The organism is Enterovibrio makurazakiensis, from assembly GCF_050336585.1.
Taxonomy (GTDB): Bacteria; Pseudomonadota; Gammaproteobacteria; order Enterobacterales; family Vibrionaceae; genus Enterovibrio; species Enterovibrio gelatinilyticus.
In genome coordinates, this window is the sequence record NZ_JAKJSE010000006.1 from 269197 (window position 1) to 288777 (window position 19581).

19 protein-coding genes and 4 tRNA genes are annotated in these 19581 nt (G+C 47.9%); 20 read left to right on the plus strand and 3 right to left on the minus strand.

Going from position 1 to position 19581, the window contains the following annotated elements; genetic code table 11:
* Positions 1–31 precede the first annotated feature (31 nt).
* Complete coding sequence (gene serA / locus L4D06_RS04850) at positions 32–1261, plus strand: phosphoglycerate dehydrogenase (protein WP_429738003.1); 1230 nt, start codon at positions 32–34, stop codon at positions 1259–1261.
* A gap of 100 nt (positions 1262–1361) precedes the next feature.
* Here the strand turns inward: serA and L4D06_RS04855 are convergent, their stop codons facing one another.
* Both L4D06_RS04855 and L4D06_RS04860 read right to left on the minus strand, forming a co-directional pair.
* A complete protein-coding gene (locus tag L4D06_RS04855; protein WP_429738004.1) occupies positions 1362–2060 on the minus strand; it encodes an oxidative stress defense protein in 699 nt (232 codons plus the stop codon).
* A 114-nt stretch (positions 2061–2174) separates the two neighbouring features.
* A complete protein-coding gene (locus tag L4D06_RS04860; protein WP_274162788.1) occupies positions 2175–3071 on the minus strand; it encodes a LysR family transcriptional regulator ArgP in 897 nt (298 codons plus the stop codon).
* Between the two features lie 128 nt (positions 3072–3199).
* Between L4D06_RS04860 and L4D06_RS04865 the strand changes: the two genes are divergently transcribed.
* The 10 genes from L4D06_RS04865 (at position 3200) to rpoS (ending at position 10483) form a co-directional block, all read left to right on the plus strand.
* Positions 3200–3829, plus strand: coding sequence for a LysE/ArgO family amino acid transporter (locus L4D06_RS04865; protein WP_429738005.1), 630 nt, complete (start codon positions 3200–3202; stop codon positions 3827–3829).
* Between the two features lie 3 nt (positions 3830–3832).
* Positions 3833–4339, plus strand: a complete 507-nt coding sequence (locus L4D06_RS04870) for a YbaK/EbsC family protein (RefSeq protein WP_429738006.1) — start codon at positions 3833–3835, stop codon at positions 4337–4339.
* A 196-nt stretch (positions 4340–4535) separates the two neighbouring features.
* The gene (gene ftsB / locus L4D06_RS04875) at positions 4536–4808 is read left to right on the plus strand and encodes a cell division protein FtsB (RefSeq protein WP_274162785.1); all 273 of its coding nucleotides are present in this window, start codon (positions 4536–4538) and stop codon (positions 4806–4808) included.
* Between the two features lie 30 nt (positions 4809–4838).
* The gene (gene ispD / locus L4D06_RS04880; protein WP_429738007.1) at positions 4839–5573 is read left to right on the plus strand and encodes a 2-C-methyl-D-erythritol 4-phosphate cytidylyltransferase; all 735 of its coding nucleotides are present in this window, start codon (positions 4839–4841) and stop codon (positions 5571–5573) included.
* Positions 5574–5594: 21 nt separating this feature from the next.
* On the plus strand, positions 5595–6077 hold the full coding sequence (ispF, locus tag L4D06_RS04885) for a 2-C-methyl-D-erythritol 2,4-cyclodiphosphate synthase (RefSeq protein WP_429738019.1): 483 nt from the start codon (positions 5595–5597) through the stop codon (positions 6075–6077).
* The gene (gene truD, locus L4D06_RS04890) at positions 6070–7128 is read left to right on the plus strand and encodes a tRNA pseudouridine(13) synthase TruD (protein WP_429738008.1); all 1059 of its coding nucleotides are present in this window, start codon (positions 6070–6072) and stop codon (positions 7126–7128) included. Before ispF ends, truD begins: the two co-directional genes overlap by 8 nt.
* The gene (gene surE / locus L4D06_RS04895; RefSeq protein ID WP_429738009.1) at positions 7109–7858 is read left to right on the plus strand and encodes a 5'/3'-nucleotidase SurE; all 750 of its coding nucleotides are present in this window, start codon (positions 7109–7111) and stop codon (positions 7856–7858) included. The genes truD and surE overlap by 20 nt, the downstream gene beginning before the upstream one ends.
* Before the next feature lie 12 nt (positions 7859–7870).
* The gene (locus L4D06_RS04900) at positions 7871–8491 is read left to right on the plus strand and encodes a protein-L-isoaspartate(D-aspartate) O-methyltransferase (RefSeq protein WP_274162781.1); all 621 of its coding nucleotides are present in this window, start codon (positions 7871–7873) and stop codon (positions 8489–8491) included.
* Positions 8492–8501: 10 nt separating this feature from the next.
* The gene (gene nlpD, locus L4D06_RS04905) at positions 8502–9449 is read left to right on the plus strand and encodes a murein hydrolase activator NlpD (RefSeq protein ID WP_429738010.1); all 948 of its coding nucleotides are present in this window, start codon (positions 8502–8504) and stop codon (positions 9447–9449) included.
* Positions 9450–9505: 56 nt separating this feature from the next.
* On the plus strand, positions 9506–10483 hold the full coding sequence (rpoS, locus tag L4D06_RS04910; protein ID WP_274162779.1) for an RNA polymerase sigma factor RpoS: 978 nt from the start codon (positions 9506–9508) through the stop codon (positions 10481–10483).
* Positions 10484–10586: 103 nt separating this feature from the next.
* On the opposite strand, the gene mutS is transcribed toward rpoS, so the two are convergent.
* Positions 10587–13121 (minus strand): DNA mismatch repair protein MutS, encoded by a 2535-nt coding sequence (gene mutS / locus L4D06_RS04915; RefSeq protein ID WP_420791175.1) that lies wholly within the window; start codon positions 13119–13121, stop codon positions 10587–10589.
* Between the two features lie 159 nt (positions 13122–13280).
* Here mutS and pncC point away from each other — a divergent pair, with 159 nt between their 5' ends.
* The 9 genes from pncC (at position 13281) to L4D06_RS04960 (ending at position 19579) form a co-directional block, all read left to right on the plus strand.
* On the plus strand, positions 13281–13769 hold the full coding sequence (gene pncC, locus L4D06_RS04920; protein ID WP_274162777.1) for a nicotinamide-nucleotide amidase: 489 nt from the start codon (positions 13281–13283) through the stop codon (positions 13767–13769).
* Positions 13770–13893: 124 nt separating this feature from the next.
* Complete coding sequence (recA, locus tag L4D06_RS04925) at positions 13894–14943, plus strand: recombinase RecA (RefSeq protein WP_274162776.1); 1050 nt, start codon at positions 13894–13896, stop codon at positions 14941–14943.
* Positions 14940–15392 carry a regulatory protein RecX gene (locus L4D06_RS04930; RefSeq protein WP_420791174.1) on the plus strand — a complete coding sequence of 151 codons (453 nt, stop codon included), beginning with the start codon at positions 14940–14942 and terminating at the stop codon, positions 15390–15392. The genes recA and L4D06_RS04930 overlap by 4 nt, the downstream gene beginning before the upstream one ends.
* Positions 15393–15546: 154 nt before the next feature.
* On the plus strand, positions 15547–18129 hold the full coding sequence (gene alaS, locus L4D06_RS04935; RefSeq protein ID WP_429738011.1) for an alanine--tRNA ligase: 2583 nt from the start codon (positions 15547–15549) through the stop codon (positions 18127–18129).
* Positions 18130–18608: 479 nt separating this feature from the next.
* On the plus strand, positions 18609–18806 hold the full coding sequence (gene csrA / locus L4D06_RS04940; RefSeq protein WP_017011859.1) for a carbon storage regulator CsrA: 198 nt from the start codon (positions 18609–18611) through the stop codon (positions 18804–18806).
* 212 nt (positions 18807–19018) lie between these two features.
* Positions 19019–19110: transfer RNA gene (locus L4D06_RS04945), tRNA-Ser, on the plus strand.
* Positions 19111–19186: 76 nt separating this feature from the next.
* Positions 19187–19263: transfer RNA gene (locus tag L4D06_RS04950), tRNA-Arg, on the plus strand.
* Positions 19264–19311: 48 nt separating this feature from the next.
* Positions 19312–19403, plus strand: a tRNA-Ser gene (locus tag L4D06_RS04955).
* Positions 19404–19502: 99 nt separating this feature from the next.
* Positions 19503–19579, plus strand: a tRNA-Arg gene (locus tag L4D06_RS04960).
* Positions 19580–19581 lie beyond the last annotated feature (2 nt).

The window sequence follows — 19581 nt, forward strand, 5'->3', positions numbered from 1 at the left end:
ATTCTGGTTTGTTTTTAAGGATGATAACCACATGGCTAAAGTGTCGCTTGATAAAGACAAAATAAAAATCCTTCTTCTTGAAGGCGTCCACCCTACAGCATTAGAAGTGCTGCAAAGCTCAGGCTATACCAACATTGAGTATCACAAAGGGTCATTGGCTGGCGAAGAGCTAGAAGCAGCGATCGCTGATGCTCACATTGTTGGTATCCGCTCTCGTACTCAATTGACCGAAAAGATCTTTGAAAAAGCGAAGAAATTGATTGCTGTTGGCTGTTTCTGCATTGGTACTAACCAAGTAAACCTGTCTGCCGCTGCAAAGCGTGGTATCCCTGTTTTCAACGCACCTTTCTCAAATACTCGTAGCGTTGCTGAATTGGTTCTTGGTGAAATTCTTCTCCTTCTTCGTGGTATTCCTGCAAAGAATGCCTTGGCGCACCGTGGCGAGTGGATGAAATCTGCGGATCGTTCTTTTGAAGCGCGCGGAAAAAACCTTGGCATTATCGGTTACGGTCACATTGGTACGCAGCTCGGTATTCTTGCGGAAAACCTGGGTATGCGTGTTTTCTTCTATGATATTGAAAACAAACTATCTCTTGGTAATGCGCAGCAAGTAGCCTCGATGTCAGAGCTGCTAAACAAGAGTGACGTGATTACCTTGCATGTACCAGAAACAGCATCAACCCAAGATATGATGGGCAGCGAAGAGTTTGCTCGTATGAAGCCAGGCGCGGTATTTATTAACGCTGCTCGTGGCACTGTGGTTGATATCGACGCGCTGTGTGGCGCTTTGGAAAGCGGTCACATTGGTGGCGCTGCGATTGACGTATTCCCAACTGAACCAAAAACGAACAGCGACCCATTCACGTCGCCGTTGCAAGCATTCGATAACGTGATTCTGACGCCGCATATTGGTGGCTCTACGCAAGAAGCACAAGAAAACATTGGTATCGAAGTCGCGGGCAAAATGGTGAAATACTCTGACAATGGTTCGACATTGTCATGTGTGAACTTCCCAGAAGTGTCTCTGCCGGAGCATAGCGAAACATCACGTTTGCTGCACATTCACCAGAACAAGCCGGGCATCCTGACCAAGATCAACACCATCTTCGCTGAAGAAGGCATTAACATTGCTGCTCAGTACCTGCAAACCAATGCCGAGTTTGGTTATGTGGTGATTGATGTTGAAACCGAGCATTCAGAAAAAGCCCTTGAGAAGCTAAAAGCGATCGATGGCACTTTGCGTGCGCGTATTCTTCACTAATTTGGGTTGACGTGTTTGCTCCCCCTCAAACCGTCTTCCGCCCATTAATAAGGCCGCATTAGCGGCCTTATTTTTTGTCTGCCGTTTGGCGATGCAGCGGTTATTCCCCTAGTGCATAGACAACGTCGACACGATCTCGAATGGTGATTTCAGCGTCTTTGTAAGTCGCGTTTACGTCAGCTGTCGCCTCAGCCATACGCATCATAACGGGGCGAATAGGAGATTGGTCAACATAGCGGATCTCCCAAACACCCGCCAATGTTTCACCAAAGCCTTTGGCTAATGATTTTGCTTTCGCTTGGGCGTCGGCAATCGCGGCCATGCGAGCTTTTTCTTTTAGTTCCGCTTCTTTGCTGGAAGAAAATGCAATGCCATTTACGCGGTTAATTCCGTCTGCTAATGCACCGTCTAATACACGGTTCAGGTTATCGAGGTCTTTCACAGTGACTGTGACTGAGCGAGTTGCGCGATAGCCTGTTAGCTTCGGCTCACTGTTCTTGGGATAGCTGTATTGTGGTTGTAGCGACAAGTTTGCGCTGTCGATATCTTTATCTTCAACCCCCATCTTCTGTAGGCGCTCCACGAGAGCGGCGATAGCATTGTCTGAGGCTTTTTTAGCGGCTTGTGCTGATGTGCGGTTGATAGACACGGCAACGTCAATGCTTGCCATATCTGGAGTGGCAACCACTTCACCCACGCCCACGGTTTGTAAATGTGGAAAATCAGGTGACGCGATGGCGGAGAAAGGCGACAGCGTTACTGCCGCACCGAGCAAAGTCGCAATGAGGTGCTTTTTCATAGGAGAGTTTCCATTATTGTCAGTTTCAACACGGTTTGACCGCAAGTCTTTCTCGATTATCCCTGACGTTGAGAAAATACGAAATACCCAAACCTTCTCTGGCTGTGTGGATAGTTATTGAGGTAATACACGTCGAGCATAACTTAAGCATGCATTCGTCATTTGTGCCAGTACACCGCTCTCGGTAGCAAAGTGGTGCCAGTAAAGGTGACGGGAAACACCATCATCAGGACAAAGGTCAATCAACTCCCCACTTGCAAGCTCTCGCTCAATTTGCAGTTTGGGTATAAGGCAATAGGCGACCCCGAGCTTCGCCATGTTCACAAAGGCTTCAGACGAACGAACCATGTGACTGCGCCACCCGACCGTGGGCAAATTGAAGCGCTCAGACACGAATAACGTGTGCATGTCATCAAGACGGTCGAATACAACGGCGGGGGCTTTGCTGACAGCTTCGGCATTCATGCCATTTGGGAAAAATCGATCTTTGAAATCTGGCGTGGATACGCACAAGTATTTCATTTCACCGAGATATTGGGCAACGCAGCCATGTAATGGATGAGCTTCTGTGCTGATGGCAACCACTGCCTCACCCGATCGAATTCGATTAAGGCTACGAACTTCATCGTCTACGATCAGGCTCAGCTCAAGGGCTTGTGCTTGCATGAGCGGCGTCAGGGCAGGGAGTAGCCAGGTTGCGAGGCTGTCAGCATTGGTAGCAATAGGCACGGTCACAGCGCTAGATTGCCCATCAGGCATCAGCTCGGGAATTAATTCTTGCTCTAAGAGTTGAACACGCTGATGAAGCCCTAGTAATTTTCTTCCAATCGCGGTTGGTTGTGGCGGATTTTCTCGTATCAAAACTGGTTGAGCCACCAGTTTTTCGAGTTGCTTGATGCGCTGGGATACCGCTGACTGGGTGATGAAAAGCGTATCCGCAGCCTTTTCAAAACTGCCATTGGCGATCACAGCATCGAGGGCTGCAACCCAACGATAATCAAGTCCTTTCATTCATCTATCCTTTATTAAACACGGCATTAGCCTCTCTAATGTAGCATCAATTTTATTAGTTTTACTTACATCTATGCCGCCCTTATCGTGTGGCTTCCATCAACGCCGAAGTCAGAGGATGTCGAGCCATGAGCAGTGCAATTATTTTCCAAGGGTTTGGCCTCGGGCTGAGTATGATCATTCCGATTGGTGCACAAAACGCGTATGTGCTCAATCAGGGAATACGTCGTCACCACCATGTAGCGACAGCGACAATTTGTTTTCTCTGTGATGCCATATTGATCGCAATGGGGATCTTTGGTGGCGGCGCCATGCTGGCAAGCAACGAGATATTGCTCAATGTGGTGACAATAGGAGGCGTCGCCTTCTTGGTGACTTATGCGGTGCAATCTTTGTATCGTGCTTGGCAAGGTGAAAAAGACGACTTACCCGAGGGAGACAAGGTAAGCCGGAAAGGCGTGTTTGCTGTTGTGCTTGGCGCTCTGGCAGTCACGGTATTAAACCCGCATGTGTACCTAGATACTGTCGTGGTATTGGGATCGATTGGTGGTCAATTTGAACCCTCCCAACGTGTTGCATTTGCCATTGGTACTGTCCTCGCGTCTTTTGTTTGGTTTTATGGTATCTCTTTAGGGGCGGCGAAAATGTCGCCTGTATTGTCTCGTCCTCGAGTGCGTCAGGCGATTGATGTTTTAGTGGCACTGATGATGCTCTATGTGGCGTTTTTACTGATGCAAAAATGGTTAGCGGGGTTGTAAGGGATGAACCAAGAAACGCTTAATGACATTCTTCAGCGAAATATCTCTTTGTTTGAGGGCTGTGGTGTCGCTTATCAGCAGTGGCAACATGAACCGATATTGGATTTTACGACAGACGAGGAGGTTGGAAAGCGCCTTGGTTGGACAGCAACACCCACCAAGAGTTTGTTTCTTAAGTTTAAATCCGGTGAACACGCTCTATTGTTAACGCATAAAGAAGCGCGGCTCGACAGCAAGAAAATTAAAGCAGCCGTCGGGAAGCGGTCCTCTATTGCGTCAGATGACGAAATGATCCGCGAGCTCGGCTGTGTGCCTGGAGCGGTTTGCCCTTTTGGGATACCCACGTCTATCCCTTTGTTGATTGATGAAGCACTGTTTGGGTTTGAATCTTTGATGTATACCCCAGGTCCTCCCAATTATACCTTCGCATTTTCTGCGAAAGATTTACCTGTTTTACTTTCTGCTTTAGCCAACCCTATCTATATACTCAGAGAGACTATCGCTCAGTGATCTCAATTCTCTTTCGCGAAGCGGCAAGGGTTTGTCTGATATAATCACACGTTTGTCGTTGCCATGTCTGGTGTGGCAATGACGAATGTGGGAATATTACTATTCTTTATTATGTTCTTGAGATTACTCGGTTACCGTGCGAAATGGTGTGGTTAAGCCATGTCGAATAAGCTCGTGTAGGGGCGGAGGAAACGCGATGCGAATGCTGACAGTGATGCTGATCGTTTTGTTCGGCTGGCTCCAATATCACCTTTGGTGGGGCAAAAACGGGATTGACGATTACCTTAGCGTCAGTGCTGTCGCAGAATCGACCGCGCAAGCCAATGACAAACTGCATCAGCGTAATCAGCAAATGTTCGCAGAGATTGCGGATCTCAAGCGTGGACAAGAAGCCATAGAAGAACGTGCACGCAATGAACTGGGAATGATCAAGCCGGGAGAAACCTTCTTCCGCATCGTTAACGATTAGCCCTCTCCCCATTATAGAACGAAGAGAATCATGACTACCCCGGCAAGTAATGAACACCAATGCTCGCCTCGCTCCGTCGTTTCCGACGTTGTAGCTATCGTGCCAGCAGCGGGTGTTGGAAAACGTATGGGCGCAGCCTGTCCCAAGCAATACCTAACTATTCAAGATAAAACCCTGCTAGAGCACACTGTTTACGTGCTTCTCGCGCACCCAAGTGTGTCACGGGTGGTGGTAGCGATTGGTGCAGAAGATGAGTACTTTCACACGACGTCACTCGCGAATGATGCACGAGTGACCGTGACCACGGGTGGCACTGAGCGTGCAGATTCAGTGCTGGCGGGGTTGCATGCGACGCAAGCAGAGTGGGTCATGGTGCATGATGCGGCTAGACCGTGTGTACGACATCAAGACATTGATGCCTTAATTGAAGCTGCAACATCTCACGAGGACGGTGCGTTGCTGGCCTCACCAGTGCGAGACACCATGAAGCGGAGTAACGCGCTAGGTGATGTCGACCATACGGTTTCTCGGGAGCAACTATGGCATGCACTGACTCCGCAAATGTTTCAGCGAACAACATTATTGACGGCATTGGAAAAGGCGCTTGAACAATCCTTAGCCGTTACTGACGAAGCATCTGCGATTGAGTTTGCAGGTGGAAAGCCTAAGCTCGTCGCGGGACATGCAGACAATATTAAAGTCACTCAGCCTGAAGATTTAGCGTTAGCGGCGTTTTTCTTAACGCAACGTAACTCGCTGGGATAGACACAAAGAGGACAGATTATGATGCGCATTGGACACGGTTTTGACGTACACAAATTTGGCGGAGAAGGCCCAGTCATTATTGGTGGCGTCGTAGTGCCTTATGAACAAGGCTTAATTGCACACTCTGATGGTGATGTTGCCCTTCATGCTGTTTGTGATGCGCTGCTGGGCGCAATTGCCGCTGGTGATATTGGGCGTCACTTCCCTGATACCGATGCCGAGTGGGAAGGGGCCGATAGCCGATTCTTACTGCGTGACGTTTATGCAAAAGTAAAAGCAAAAGGATATGTTATTGGCAACCTTGATGTGACCATCATGGCGCAAGCACCGAAAATGGCACCGTATATTGATGTCATGTGTGCAGCGATTGCTGACGATCTTGAAACGGATATCACGAATATTAATGTGAAAGCAACGACCACCGAGCGACTCGGCTTTACCGGACGTAAAGAAGGAATTGCCTGCGAGGCGGTCGTTATTATCCGTAAGGAATCTCATGAGTGATGTAATGACTTCGTTGGCTTACCTGCATGGTAAACCAACCGCGACAGGTTGCCTCAAGGCAAAACCTGAGCATTTTTTCGTTAGCGAAACCCTCGATTTTACCCCCATCGGTCACGGTGAACATTTTCTTGTTCGTATCCGTAAAATCGGTGAAAACACCAAATATGTCGTCAACGAGCTAGCAAAAGCTTGTGGCGTGAAATCACGTGATGTGAGCTGGGCGGGACTTAAAGATCGCCATGCTGTGACTGAGCAGTGGTTTAGTGTGCATCTACCGGGTCAACCCGATCCTGATTTGACTGAATTCGTTGAAACTCACGAAGGCATTGATGCGATTTTGGAGACCACGCGTCATGATAAAAAGCTGCGTCCTGGCGATTTGATTGGTAACCGCTTCTCGTTAGTGATCACAGATTTTAATAGTGATGATGCGATAGAAGCGCGTCTCGCCAACATTCGCGACCAAGGTGTACCAAACTATTTTGGCAGCCAGCGATTCGGTCGTAACGGGAATAACGTGGTGTCAGCACGTGAGTGGGGACAAAACAAGTTTCAAGTGCGTGATAAGAGTAAACGAAGCTTCTATTTATCAGCAGCACGTTCGTATTTGTTCAACCAAGTGCTGTCCGCTCGTATTGAATCTGACATGGTACAAACCCCAATGCGCGGTGACATGCTGATTGATAGCACTGAGCAGTTGAAGCTTGTGCTAGATACGGGAAAAGCCACAGAGTGGTTGAGCAAAGGTACATGGCAAATTTCGGGTCCAATGACCGGTGATAATGCTCTGCCAACCGAGGCTGATGCGCGTAAGTTCGAACAGAATGTTATTAATCAAGAGCCAGATTTACTCGCGGTGATCCGCAGTAATCGTATGCGTCATGATCGCCGTGCATTCATGCTTTACCCGCAAGAGATGGATTGGACGCGTGAGGACGATACATTAACGGTATCTTTCTCGTTGCCGGCAGGAAGCTTTGCTACTGCAGTCATGCGCGAACTCATCGACGATACAACCAATGGAGAACTTGATGCACATATTGATCAGTAACGACGATGGCGTGTTTGCTGAAGGCATCAATGTGCTGGCTGATGCGTTATCAGAGATAGCGACTGTCACCGTGGTTGCGCCAGACCGAAATCGCTCTGGTGCATCAAATTCACTAACACTTGAAAACCCATTGCGTATTCGTGAGGTTGGTGAGCGCCGTTATGCCGTTCAAGGCACACCAACGGATAGCGTTCATATGGCGTTAAATTCTCTTGTTAAAGAGAAAGTGGATTTCGTTATCGCAGGTATCAATCACGGTGCTAACTTGGGTGATGATGTACTCTATTCAGGCACTGTCGCTGCTGCCACAGAAGGCTTTTTCCTCGGTGTACCTGCGATAGCGGTCTCTCTTTGTGGGTCAACGCATTTTCATACCGCCGCGCAGGTGGTAAAAAAAGCGGTGCTTCTTGATCAACACAAGCCGTTGCCACGCAATCGGATTTTGAATATCAACGTACCTGACTGCCCTCTGGAGTCTTTAAAGGGTTGGCAGGTGACTCGCCTTGGTGCCCGTCATCGAGCGGAAGATATGATTGAACAAACCGATCCAAGAGGAAAGCCAATTTATTGGATTGGTCCTCCTGGCGCGAAACAAGACGCTGGGCCGGGAACGGATTTTCATGCTATTGAAAACAATTGTGTCTCTTTGACACCTTTGCAGGTCGATTTAACAGCGCATGACACGTTAGAGACTTTGTCTCATTGGGCAACATACGCAACGGAACAATAAAAGGTGACATTGGTGAATTACTCGCATTCACTTATTCAACAACTTCGGCAGCAAGGGATTTCGGACGAACGCGTACTTAGCGCCATTGAACGTTTGCCGCGACATCTCTTTGTTTCAGAAGCGATGGCACATCAAGCCTATGATAATAACGCTTTGCCTATTGGTTTTGGTCAGACGATCTCTCAACCTTATATCGTGGCAAAGATGACCGAACTTCTATCGCTTCGTTATGACAGTCGAGTGTTAGAAGTCGGCACGGGCTCGGGCTTTCAGACATGTGTGCTAGCGCAACTGGTTGAGCATGCTTACTCCGTGGAGCGAATTAAGCAGCTTCAAATGGTCGCAAAGCGCCGTTTTAAACAGCTAGAGCTTTATAATATATCCACAAAACATGGAGATGGATGGGAAGGTTGGGCAAGTAAAGGCCCTTTTGATGCCATCATAGTAACCGCCGCAGCTTCCAGTATGCCAATGGCGCTTTGTGAGCAGCTCGCAGAGGGCGGATCCCTTATTGTACCTGTCGGAGAGACCGATCAGGTTTTATATAAAGTCACTCGAAAGGGTGATGATTTTGAAACAACAGCAATTGAAGCGGTACGTTTTGTCCCATTGGTTGCTGGTGATTTGGCATAGGTAAGAATTAGTGGAAGGGGTTTCAATTCAGTTGAAAATACTGGTTTTTCTTTCTGTATTGGGATTTCTGTCCGCATGCTCCGTTTCCAGCCCTGCGCCTGTTTCAAGCGTTGGCCCTGACTATAATGGCATCGAACGAGGCAGCTATAGAGGCAGCTATTACGAGGTTCAGAAGGGCGATACCTTGTATTATATCGCGTATGTCACCGACCGTGATGTAAAAGAAATAATTAGCGCTAATAAGCTCTCCGCGCCCTACACAATTTTCCCCGGACAACGACTAAACCTTTGGCAGAAAAAGTACGTGCCTCCTGCGTATGGTAAAAAAGGCGATGTTCCAGTGGTGCCTGTTGTTGCCGCTCCTGCAGCCGTTGCAACTGCGCCAGTCGTGATTGCTCAGAAGCCAAAAACCAATACAGGATCATCTGCTAAAGCGAACAAAGATAATCAAAAAAACGCTTCGCAAAAGAAGTCGGAATCTTCTTCGCAGAATAAGAAAAATGTTGAACAGCAAAAAGTGAAGGAGTACAGTCAGCCTGTAACAAAAAACAAACCATCTGTTGATAAATCTGCAAATAAATCGAAAGCGATAAGTTGGCGTTGGCCAGTGAGCGGAAGAGTCGTCTCTGGTTTTTCAAGTTCAGAGCTTGGAAATAAAGGGGTTGATATTGCAGGTAAACGTGGGCAAAGCATAAGTGCTGCTGCTGACGGTAAGGTGGTATATGCGGGCAATGCGCTGCGCGGATATGGGAATCTAATCATCATTAAGCATAACGATGATTACTTGAGCGCTTATGCACACAATGACCGCATCTTTGTTTCGGAGCGCCAGAGCATCAAAAAGGGGCAAAAAATAGCCTCGATGGGTAGTTCTGGCACGAACAGTGTCCGGTTGCATTTTGAAATTCGCTACAAAGGAAAATCGGTGAATCCGTTAAGGTATCTACCGAAACGGTAAACCGGGGCAGATGTTGCTGTACTGTCTTGCTGCTTATGCCAAAATTGGGAGGCGCTATGAGTCAGAATAATACCGCAAAGAAAGTCGACGATTTGAATGCTGATGAAGCTGATATCGAGCAAATGGAACTCGATACCGAAGTTGAAACAGCGGAAAGCGTTGAAGAATCAATATCCTTCACTGCATCATCCAAAGCATTGGATGCGACACAACTTTACCTAAGCGAAATTGGCTATTCTCCTCTACTTACTGCAGAAGAAGAAGTCTTGTACGCACGTCGTGCTCTTCGTGGTGATGAAGCTGCTCGTAAGCGAATGATTGAGAGCAACCTCCGTTTGGTGGTGAAAATATCCCGACGCTATTCCAACCGTGGTCTTGCTTTGCTTGATCTCGTCGAAGAAGGCAACTTGGGTTTGATTCGCGCCGTTGAGAAATTCGATCCTGAAAGAGGCTTCCGTTTCTCTACTTATGCGACATGGTGGATTCGTCAGACGATTGAACGAGCTATCATGAACCAAACTCGTACGATCCGTCTCCCTATCCATGTAGTCAAAGAGTTGAATGTTTACTTGCGTACTGCACGTGAGTTGGCGCAGAAACTTGACCATGAACCAACCGCAGAAGATATTGCATTTCAACTCGATAAACCTGTTGAAGATGTAAACCGCATGCTTCGTCTTAATGAGCGAATCAGTTCAGTGGATAATCCTATCGGTGGTGACTCCGAAAAGGCACTTCTTGATATCATCCCAGATGAAAAAGAAGGCGGCCCTGAAACGACAACGCAAGACGATGACATGAAGAAATCTATTGTTCATTGGTTGCAAGAGTTAAACCCTAAACAACGTGAAGTATTGGCTCGTCGTTTCGGATTGCTCGGCCATGAAGCATCAACACTTGAAGATGTTGGTCGTGAGATTGGTTTAACGCGTGAGCGTGTGCGTCAAATTCAAGTAGAAGGCTTGCGCCGTCTGCGAGATATGTTGACTCACCAAGGTCTGAATATTGAATCATTATTCAATACTGAACATTAAGCACATCTCCTTTTTGTTTATCCTTTTCAGTGCTTAATGAAAAGCCCCTTACGGGGCTTTTTTTGTTTTAGATGGTTTTGTAGGATTTACAGCTAAACGTTTCTTAGAGAAGCGCTTTGAGGCGATACAGCGCGTCTAGCGCTTGTCTCGGCGTCAGATTATCGGGCTCAATGTCGGTCAACGCTTTTTCTGCTTCACTGAGCTCTGGTAACAGAGAAAGCTGAGCGGCTGCTGTTGGTTTCACGGTTTCGCCAGTGACGACTTCATGTCCGCTTGCTTCTAACTGGCGTAACTTGTTTTTGGCCCTCTGGATCACTGTTTTAGGAACACCAGCAAGACCTGCGACGGCTAGACCATATGATTTGCTTGCAGCCCCTTCTTGAACGGCATGCATGAAGGCTATTTCATCACCATGCTCGACGGCATCTAGGTGAACATTGACCAATCCATCAATCTGACCTGACAGTTCGGTCAACTCAAAGTAATGGGTGGCGAACAGCGTCATGGCTTTTAGTTTTTCAGCTAACCATTCCGCGCTAGCCCAAGCCAGAGAAAGGCCATCATAGGTGCTGGTTCCTCGGCCGATTTCATCCATCAAAACCAAACTGTTTTCGGTCGCATTGTGAAGGATGTTGGCAGTTTCAGTCATTTCTACCATGAAGGTAGAGCGGCCAGAGGCCAGATCGTCAGATGCCCCTATGCGGGTGAAAATACGATCAACAGGCCCAAGAGTGACCGACTCGGCAGGCACATAAGACCCAATGTGAGCAAGTAACGTAATCAATGCGGTTTGGCGCATGTACGTAGATTTACCGCCCATGTTTGGGCCGGTAATGATCAACATGCGACGATCGGGACGCAATGCGGTAGGGTTCGCAATGAAAGGCGCATCTAGCACTTGCTCAACCACAGGGTGTCGACCCCCTGTAATATCAATGCCACGTTTGTCGCTCAATGATGGGCGACAGTAATTCAGTGTCTCCGCACGCTCAGCAAGGTTTGCCATCACATCAAGTGTTGATAGTGCATCAGAGATTCGCTGCAACGTTTCAAGATGTGGAAGCAGCATGTCGAACAACTCTTCCCAAAGCTTTTTCTCGAGCGCCAACGCTTTGGATTTAGAGTTAAGCACTTTGTCTTCATGCTCTTTGAGTTCAGGGATGATATAGCGTTCGGCATTCTTCAACGTTTGGCGACGCACATAGTGAGGTGGCACCAAGTGGCTTTGGCCTCTGCTCACTTGAATGAAAAATCCATGAACCTGATTAAACCCAACTTTGAGTGTATCAATATCATGTTGCTCACGCTCGCGACGTTCAAGTTCGTCGAGGTAACGTGTCGCGCCGTCTGCGAGCTCCCGCCATTCGTCTAACTCAGCATTGTAGCCGGGTGCAATAACACCTCCATCACGAATGACTACAGGTGGCGCTTCGACGACGGCATCAACCAAGAGTTGCACTAATTCTGGCACGGGCTCACAAGCGGCTTTAAGGGGAACAATCGATGGGTTGTCCATTTCACCTAGTAGTGATTCGATATCAGGTAACTGCTGCAGAGCGCCGCGCAATCTAGCCATGTCTCGTGGACGCGCAGAGCGAAGCGCCAAACGCGCCAGAATACGTTCCATATCGCCAACTGGGTGCAATGTCGTGGCGAGGTCGGAATAGATCCCTGTGTCTTTTAATGCCGTGATAGCGTCTAGGCGCGCGTTAACGACTGTGAAATCTCGCATCGGCTGATGCAGCCAGCGTTTTAGCAGTCGGCTACCCATTGCGGTGGTGGTTTTATCCAGCACAGACGCGACGGTATTTTCCAACCCGCCCGACAGATTCTGCGTCAATTCGAGGTTACGGCGCGTGGCTGCATCTAAAATAACTGCATGGTCTTTGTTTTCTTTTACCAAAGCGCGAATGTGAGGCAATGCAGTTCGCTGCGTGTCTTTCACGTATTGCATCAGGCAGCCTGCAGCAGCAAGACCGAGCGAGCAATTTTCAACACCAAAGCCTACAAGATCGCGTGTGCCGAATTGCTGATTGAGCTGCTGTTTAGCCGTTTCAATATCGAATTCCCAAATAGGGCGACGTCGGCTGCCTTTGCTCATGGCGGTGAGAGTCGGAAAAGCGAAGTCTTCGGGGTAGAGCAGTTCTGCAGGGCGAGTGCGCTGAAGTTCCGCCTGCATTTCTTCTTCGGTGGCAGGCTCACTCAACAAGAAACGACCGGAAGTAATATCAAGTGTGGCGTACCCAAAGTGTTCACCTTGCGCATATATGGCGGCGACAAGGTTATCAACACGTTCGCTGAGTAAGGCTTCGTCTGACACGGTGCCTGGAGTGATGATACGCACCACTTGACGATCAACGGGCCCTTTGCTGGTAGCAGGATCGCCAATTTGTTCACAAATTGCAGCAGATTCTCCGAGCTGAACCAGACGAGCGAGGTAACCTTCGACAGAATGGTAAGGAACGCCAGCCATCGGAATGGGTTCGCCCGCGGAAGCACCACGTTTGGTCAATGAAATGTCGAGCAACTGAGAAGCGCGTTTGGCATCGTCAAAGAACAATTCGTAGAAATCACCCATACGATAGAAAAGAAGTTCTTCGGGATGTTGAGCTTTAATTCTTAGGTATTGCTGCATCATCGGCGTGTGATTAGTGGGTGCTTGTACTGTCACGTTCTGGCCTGCAAAATTACAAAGGTAAGAGAAGGCAACAAGGATACGTGAATCGCGGTGAAAGGGTAAAGTATCGATCTCGCGATGGCTGAAAGAAGTTGAAAAAAATGACCGTCAGAGGGAAGCATGGAACAGTTAGTGAATTTGGCGACAAAAGTCGGTGAACGACTTAAAGAGAACCAACAGTCGGTGACCACTGCAGAGTCATGCACAGGTGGCGGGATTGCTTATATGTTGACGGAAATTGCTGGAAGTTCAGCGTGGTTCGAACGCGCATTCGTGACCTACAGTAACGAGGCGAAGCATGATTTGGTTGGTGTGTCGGAGGCAACCTTGACAACTCATGGCGCAGTGAGCGAAGAGGTAGTAGCGGAAATGGCTCAAGGGGCGCTAAATGCGGCAAGAGCGGATTTTGCGTTGGCGGTAAGCGGTATTGCAGGCCCTACAGGGGGCAGTGATGAGAAGCCCGTAGGCATGGTGTGCTTTGGCTGGGCCACTAAGAAAGGCGTTGTAACAGAAACCTGTTTGTTTGATGGCTCACGGTATGAAATTCGTAGAAACACCATTGCCCACAGTTTGTGTCGTTTGCTGAGTTACCTCGAAGCAGAAAAATAAGAGACGTAACACGAAAGCAAAGAAAAATGTTACACAGGGCTAGACACTGTATAAATGGACAGTATACTTAGCATCAATTAACGAACAGTTATCTGAACGAATATTGCTTCCGTTGGAGAATCAAATGGACGACAACAAACAGAAGGCGTTAGCCGCGGCCCTAGGCCAGATCGAGAAACAATTTGGTAAAGGATCGATCATGCGCCTTGGCGATGATCGCACCATGGATATTGAAACGGTTTCTACGGGTTCATTGTCGCTGGATATCGCGCTAGGAGCTGGTGGCCTGCCATTTGGTCGTATTGTTGAAATCTACGGTCCTGAATCATCAGGTAAAACCACGCTGACTCTTCAAGTGGTTGCAGAAGCACAAAAAGCAGGCAAAACCTGTGCGTTTATCGATGCCGAGCACGCGCTGGATCCTGTTTATGCTCGCAAACTTGGTGTTGATATCGATAATCTATTGGTTTCTCAGCCGGACACGGGTGAACAAGCATTAGAAATCGCAGATGCCCTAACGCGTTCAGGTGCAGTTGACGTTATCATCATTGACTCCGTTGCAGCATTGACACCAAAAGCGGAAATCGAAGGTGAGATGGGCGATTCTCACATGGGTCTTCAAGCTCGTATGCTTTCTCAAGCCATGCGTAAGCTGACTGCCAACATCAAAAACAGCAACACCTTGATGATTTTCATCAACCAAATCCGTATGAAGATTGGTGTGATGTTTGGTAACCCAGAAACCACTACGGGTGGTAACGCACTGAAGTTTTACGCATCTGTTCGTCTTGATATTCGTCGTATTGGCTCTATCAAAGAAGGCGATGAGATTGTTGGCAACGACACTCGCGTAAAAGTAGTGAAGAACAAGATCGCTGCGCCATTTAAGCAAGCTGAATTCCAAATCATGTACGGTGAAGGTATTAACCTTTATGGCGAACTGATTGACCTAGGTGTTAAGCACAAGCTGGTAGAAAAAGCGGGTGCTTGGTATAGCTACAAAGGCGACAAGATTGGTCAGGGTAAAGCGAACTCTTGTAAGTTCCTGAAAGAAAACCCTCATCTAGCGCAAGAGATTGATAAAACGCTACGAGACATGTTGCTACAAACCGCAACGTTGAGCGAAGAAGACGCAAAGAATAAGGAAGAGCAGCCAGAAGGCGAAGCGTTCTGAGTCTAACTGCACGAGAAAAAGCGGTGGGCCTTTTGGCCCGCCGTGACCATTCAGAACTGGAGCTTCGTCAGAAATTGGCGCAGAAACAGTACCCACCTGAAGAAATCGATACTGCTATCGAGCACTGCTATTATCATGGCTGGCTTGATGACAAGCGATTTGCCGAAGCAATGTTGCGTCTTGGTGTGTCGAAAGGGCACGGTTGGCAACGAATTTGTTTTGACGCTAAGCGCAAAGGCATCACCTCCGCTATGCTGGAAACAGCGCAAGAAAATCAACAACATGATTGGTATGAGTTAGCAAAAGAACTCGCGACTCGTCGCTTTGCTGATCTTGATGGCGTATTGCCTGAGGTTGATTTTAAGCAACGTGCAAAGTGGACGCGCTATCTACAAAGCCGTGGCTTTAGTTTCGACCAAATCAACTACGCACTATCAAAAGAAAGCTAGATCCTTGCCTTTCTTAGCTCGCACTGCGAGCTATCTTGTTTCTGCCTCTTTTCGACACCCCACAGGTTGTTTACAATAAGCCCCAATTGACTCTGGTAATATCGCATCTCATTGCGGTTATTTACCACCACCACTCCAATTTCAGGATTAGCCAATGTACATGAGCACCGACGAGGTTCGCACAGCGTTTCTCGAATTCTTTGAAAGCAAAGGGCACACCATTGTGCCTAGCTCATCGCTTGTGCCTGCAAACGACCCGACACTGTTGTTTACAAACGCAGGTATGAATCAGTTTAAAGATTGCTTCCTTGGCGCAGAAAAGCGCGCCTATACGCGTGCAACATCAGCGCAGCGCTGTGTTCGTGCTGGTGGTAAGCACAATGACCTGGAAAACGTCGGTTTCACTGCTCGTCACCACACATTCTTTGAAATGTTGGGTAACTTCAGCTTTGGCGACTACTTCAAAGAAGATGCGATTAACTACGCATGGGAGTTTTTGACAGAAGTTCTGAAACTGCCAAAAGATCGTTTGATGGTAACGGTTTACGAAACGGATGATGAAGCATTCGCGCTATGGAATGAGAAAGTAGGCATTCCTGCAGATCGTATCGTACGCATTGGCGATAAAGAAGGTGGTAAACCATTTGAGTCAGACAACTTCTGGCAGATGGGTGACACTGGCCCTTGTGGTCCTTGTACCGAAATTTTCTACGATCACGGCGATCACATCTGGGGTGGTCCTCCGGGCTCACCTGAAGAAGATGGTGACCGTTACATCGAGATTTGGAACAACGTATTTATGCAGTTTAACCGTCAGGCCGATGGCACGATGGAACCACTGCCGAAGCCGTCTGTTGATACCGGTATGGGCATTGAGCGTATTGCTGCAATCATGCAAGGCGTTCACTCAAACTACGAAATCGACATTTTCCAAACTCTAATTAAATCAGCGGCAGAAGTGATCGGCTATGACGATTTGTCTAACCAATCTCTGCGAGTTGTGGCTGACCACATTCGTTCTTGTGCGTTCCTGATCGTTGATGGTGTGATGCCTTCAAACGAAGGTCGTGGCTATGTACTGCGTCGTATTATTCGTCGCGCGGTTCGTCACGGTAACAAGCTAGGCGCGAAAGGTTCATACTTCTACAAGCTTGTTGGTCCATTGGCAGAGATCATGGGTACGGCTGGTGAAGAGTTGAAGAAACAGCAAGTTTTGGTTGAGAAAGTGCTTAAGATTGAAGAAGAAAACTTCGGTCGCACCTTGGATCGCGGCATGGCCATCCTAGATGAAGCACTAGAAAGCTTAAAAGGCGATGTGCTTGACGGCGAGACTGTTTTCAAACTTTACGATACCTACGGTTTCCCAGCAGACCTGACCAACGACGTTGCTCGTGAACGCAACCTGTCGATTGATGAAGAAGGCTTCGAAGTGGCAATGGAAGCTCAGCGTCAACGTGCACGTGAAGCGGGTCAGTTCGGTACCGATTACAACGCGGTTATCAAGGTAGAAGGTGACTCTGAGTTTACCGGCTACGGCGCAACTGAAGGACGTGGTTTAATCACGGACATCTTCGTTGATGGTATGGCAACAGAGGCGCTAGCAACCGCAGATGAAGCGGTTATCATTCTTGATCAAACGCCATTCTATGCTGAGTCTGGTGGACAGTCTGGTGATGCGGGCTTATTGATGACAGAAGCGGGCAAGTTTGAAGTACTTGATACACAGAAATACGGTTCGGCGATTGGTCACCGCGGTAAGCTAGTAGACGGTACATTGTCTGTTGGTGACAGCATGACTGCACAAGTCGATGCTGAACGTCGTCAAGCGATTGCGTTAAACCACTCAGCAACGCACTTGTTGCATGAAGCGCTGCGCATTGTTCTGGGTGAGCACGTTCAACAGAAAGGTTCTTTGGTTCGCGCTGAAGGCCTACGTTTTGACTTCTCTCATCTTGAAGCGGTGAAGCCTGAAGAACTGCGTACTGTTGAAGCATTAGTGAATGAGCAAATCCGACACAACCACGACATTAGTACTGAATTGATGGACATTGAGTCTGCCAAAGCAAAAGGTGCAATGGCGCTGTTTGGTGAAAAATATGACGATCAAGTTCGCGTATTGAGCATGGGTGATTTCTCAATCGAGCTATGTGGTGGTACTCACGCAACTCGTACTGGTGATATCGGTATGCTGAAGCTCGTCTCTGAAGGCGGTATTGCGGCTGGTGTGCGTCGTATTGAAGCTGTGACTGGTAAAGGCGCAGAAGACGCATTCTACCGTCAACAGCAAGATTTCACTGCGAAAGTGAACGAATCTCAAACCCGAGCAAAAGCACTGGAGAAAGAGATTCAGCAGCTTAAAGAGAAACTAGCAGCGCAAGAGAGTGCGAGCTTGATTAATAACGTCACTGAAATCAACGGCGTAAAAGTTCTCATCAGCAAGCTAGATGGCGCAGACAGCAAAGCCCTTCGTACCATGGTTGACGATTTGAAAAACCAAATGGGTAGCGGTGTGGTTTTCCTTGGTAACGTTGCCGATGACAAAGTGGCGCTTATTGCAGGCGTAACGAAAGATCTTGTTGGCAAAGTGAAAGCGGGCGAGTTGGTCAACATGGTTGCCCAACAAGTCGGTGGTAAAGGCGGTGGTCGTCCTGATATGGCACAAGCGGGCGGCTCTGATGCTGCAGCATTGCCTGCAGCACTTGATACTGTTGCACCTTGGTTGACTGAGCGTCTATAACGCAGAGAGTGACCTAAAATACGTGTAAAAAAAGGCTTCCGAAAGGAAGCCTTTTTTGTCCCTATTGTTTATATCGTTTATTCTTTGCACTTTTTTTTTAACTCTGTATAGTGCATCGCCTTAATGCTGGTGGGGCTTTTATACAAAGTCTTATACATCAGAATTTTTGCACCGGTAGGATGAACTTTTCTTTCTGCGCAGTATCTTAAAAGGTGATCTTCTGGGCACAGGAGTCACAATGTCTGGATTCTATGGGTGAATTCTCATTGGCAAACTGGAGTTGGCCAAAGAAATAAGCCATATTGAAAAACCAGACGGGCGCTGACGTTTGTATCCAGTGCTCGACAAAGGATGCTCGCAAGGACGGAAAGTAGTTGTTAGTCCATCTCGGAGCTTGAGCTGCCGCGTGAGTTTACTTCGTGCAGTAAGAAGACCAATGACTCAACTAAGAAAGTTGTAATTACTCAAGGAGTAGAAGAATGCTGATTTTGACTCGTCGCGTAGGTGAAACGCTGATGATTGGTGATGAAGTTACGGTAACCGTACTGGGTGTTAAAGGTAATCAGGTACGTATCGGTGTGAACGCGCCTAAAGAGGTTTCTGTTCACCGTGAAGAGATCTACATGCGTATCCAGGCTGAAAAAGGCAACCCAGCTCCAACGACTGGTAATTTCTAAGCCTAAAGCACTCGTATTTTATAAAAGGCCGATTACTACATCGGCCTTTTTGCGAATGTCAGGTTGTTCATTTAAAACGCAAATGGCTGCCATTTTGTTCGTTCAATGATGTGAGTGGCTGAGAAGTGTGCAAACGCAACGTGAATGCAGCTTTTTACGGATAAAGTGTTTGACATATTTTCGTCTCAAAGTAATATGTGCCTCCGCAAGACGGTGAGGTGGCCGAGAGGCTGAAGGCGCTCCCCTGCTAAGGGAGTATACGGTTTATCCCGTATCGAGGGTTCGAATCCCTCCTTCACCGCCATTATTTTGTTGATGGTTAGATATAACAATCAACACTTTTTCTCTAGCGAAGAAAACTATTTTAATAAAGAAAAATTGCGCGTGTAGCTCAGCTGGATAGAGTACCTGGCTACGAACCAGGCGGTCGGAGGTTCGAATCCTCCCACGCGCACCATTTTTAAAGTAATGAGTTATTTAACTTATTATTGCACCAGATTTGTGCGGTGAGGTGGCCGAGAGGCTGAAGGCGCTCCCCTGCTAAGGGAGTATACGGTTTATCCCGTATCGAGGGTTCGAATCCCTCCTTCACCGCCATTCTTTGCCACCACTGAATTTACCTGTATGGTAATGTTCATTGGTGGCACTGTTCCTTTTGAAGCAAGAGGAACGCTTTATGAAAGAAGAAAGCACCGTGCGCGTGTAGCTCAGCTGGATAGAGTACCTGGCTACGAACCAGGCGGTCGGAGGTTCGAATCCTCCCACGCGCACCATT

What these genes read in the sequence shown, in the direction of transcription:
- serA (WP_429738003.1), top strand. Translation starts at nt 32, where the DNA reads ATGGCTAAAGTGTCGCTTGATAAAGACAAAATAAAAATCCTTCTTCTT.
- L4D06_RS04855 (WP_429738004.1), bottom strand. Translation starts at nt 2,060, where the DNA reads ATGAAAAAGCACCTCATTGCGACTTTGCTCGGTGCGGCAGTAACGCTG.
- L4D06_RS04860 (WP_274162788.1), bottom strand. Translation starts at nt 3,071, where the DNA reads ATGAAAGGACTTGATTATCGTTGGGTTGCAGCCCTCGATGCTGTGATC.
- L4D06_RS04865 (WP_429738005.1), top strand. Translation starts at nt 3,200, where the DNA reads ATGAGCAGTGCAATTATTTTCCAAGGGTTTGGCCTCGGGCTGAGTATG.
- L4D06_RS04870 (WP_429738006.1), top strand. Translation starts at nt 3,833, where the DNA reads ATGAACCAAGAAACGCTTAATGACATTCTTCAGCGAAATATCTCTTTG.
- ftsB (WP_274162785.1), top strand. Translation starts at nt 4,536, where the DNA reads ATGCGAATGCTGACAGTGATGCTGATCGTTTTGTTCGGCTGGCTCCAA.
- ispD (WP_429738007.1), top strand. Translation starts at nt 4,839, where the DNA reads ATGACTACCCCGGCAAGTAATGAACACCAATGCTCGCCTCGCTCCGTC.
- ispF (WP_429738019.1), top strand. Translation starts at nt 5,595, where the DNA reads ATGCGCATTGGACACGGTTTTGACGTACACAAATTTGGCGGAGAAGGC.
- truD (WP_429738008.1), top strand. Translation starts at nt 6,070, where the DNA reads ATGAGTGATGTAATGACTTCGTTGGCTTACCTGCATGGTAAACCAACC.
- surE (WP_429738009.1), top strand. Translation starts at nt 7,109, where the DNA reads ATGCACATATTGATCAGTAACGACGATGGCGTGTTTGCTGAAGGCATC.
- rpoS (WP_274162779.1), top strand. Translation starts at nt 9,506, where the DNA reads ATGAGTCAGAATAATACCGCAAAGAAAGTCGACGATTTGAATGCTGAT.
- mutS (WP_420791175.1), bottom strand. Translation starts at nt 13,121, where the DNA reads ATGATGCAGCAATACCTAAGAATTAAAGCTCAACATCCCGAAGAACTT.
- pncC (WP_274162777.1), top strand. Translation starts at nt 13,281, where the DNA reads ATGGAACAGTTAGTGAATTTGGCGACAAAAGTCGGTGAACGACTTAAA.
- recA (WP_274162776.1), top strand. Translation starts at nt 13,894, where the DNA reads ATGGACGACAACAAACAGAAGGCGTTAGCCGCGGCCCTAGGCCAGATC.
- alaS (WP_429738011.1), top strand. Translation starts at nt 15,547, where the DNA reads ATGTACATGAGCACCGACGAGGTTCGCACAGCGTTTCTCGAATTCTTT.
- csrA (WP_017011859.1), top strand. Translation starts at nt 18,609, where the DNA reads ATGCTGATTTTGACTCGTCGCGTAGGTGAAACGCTGATGATTGGTGAT.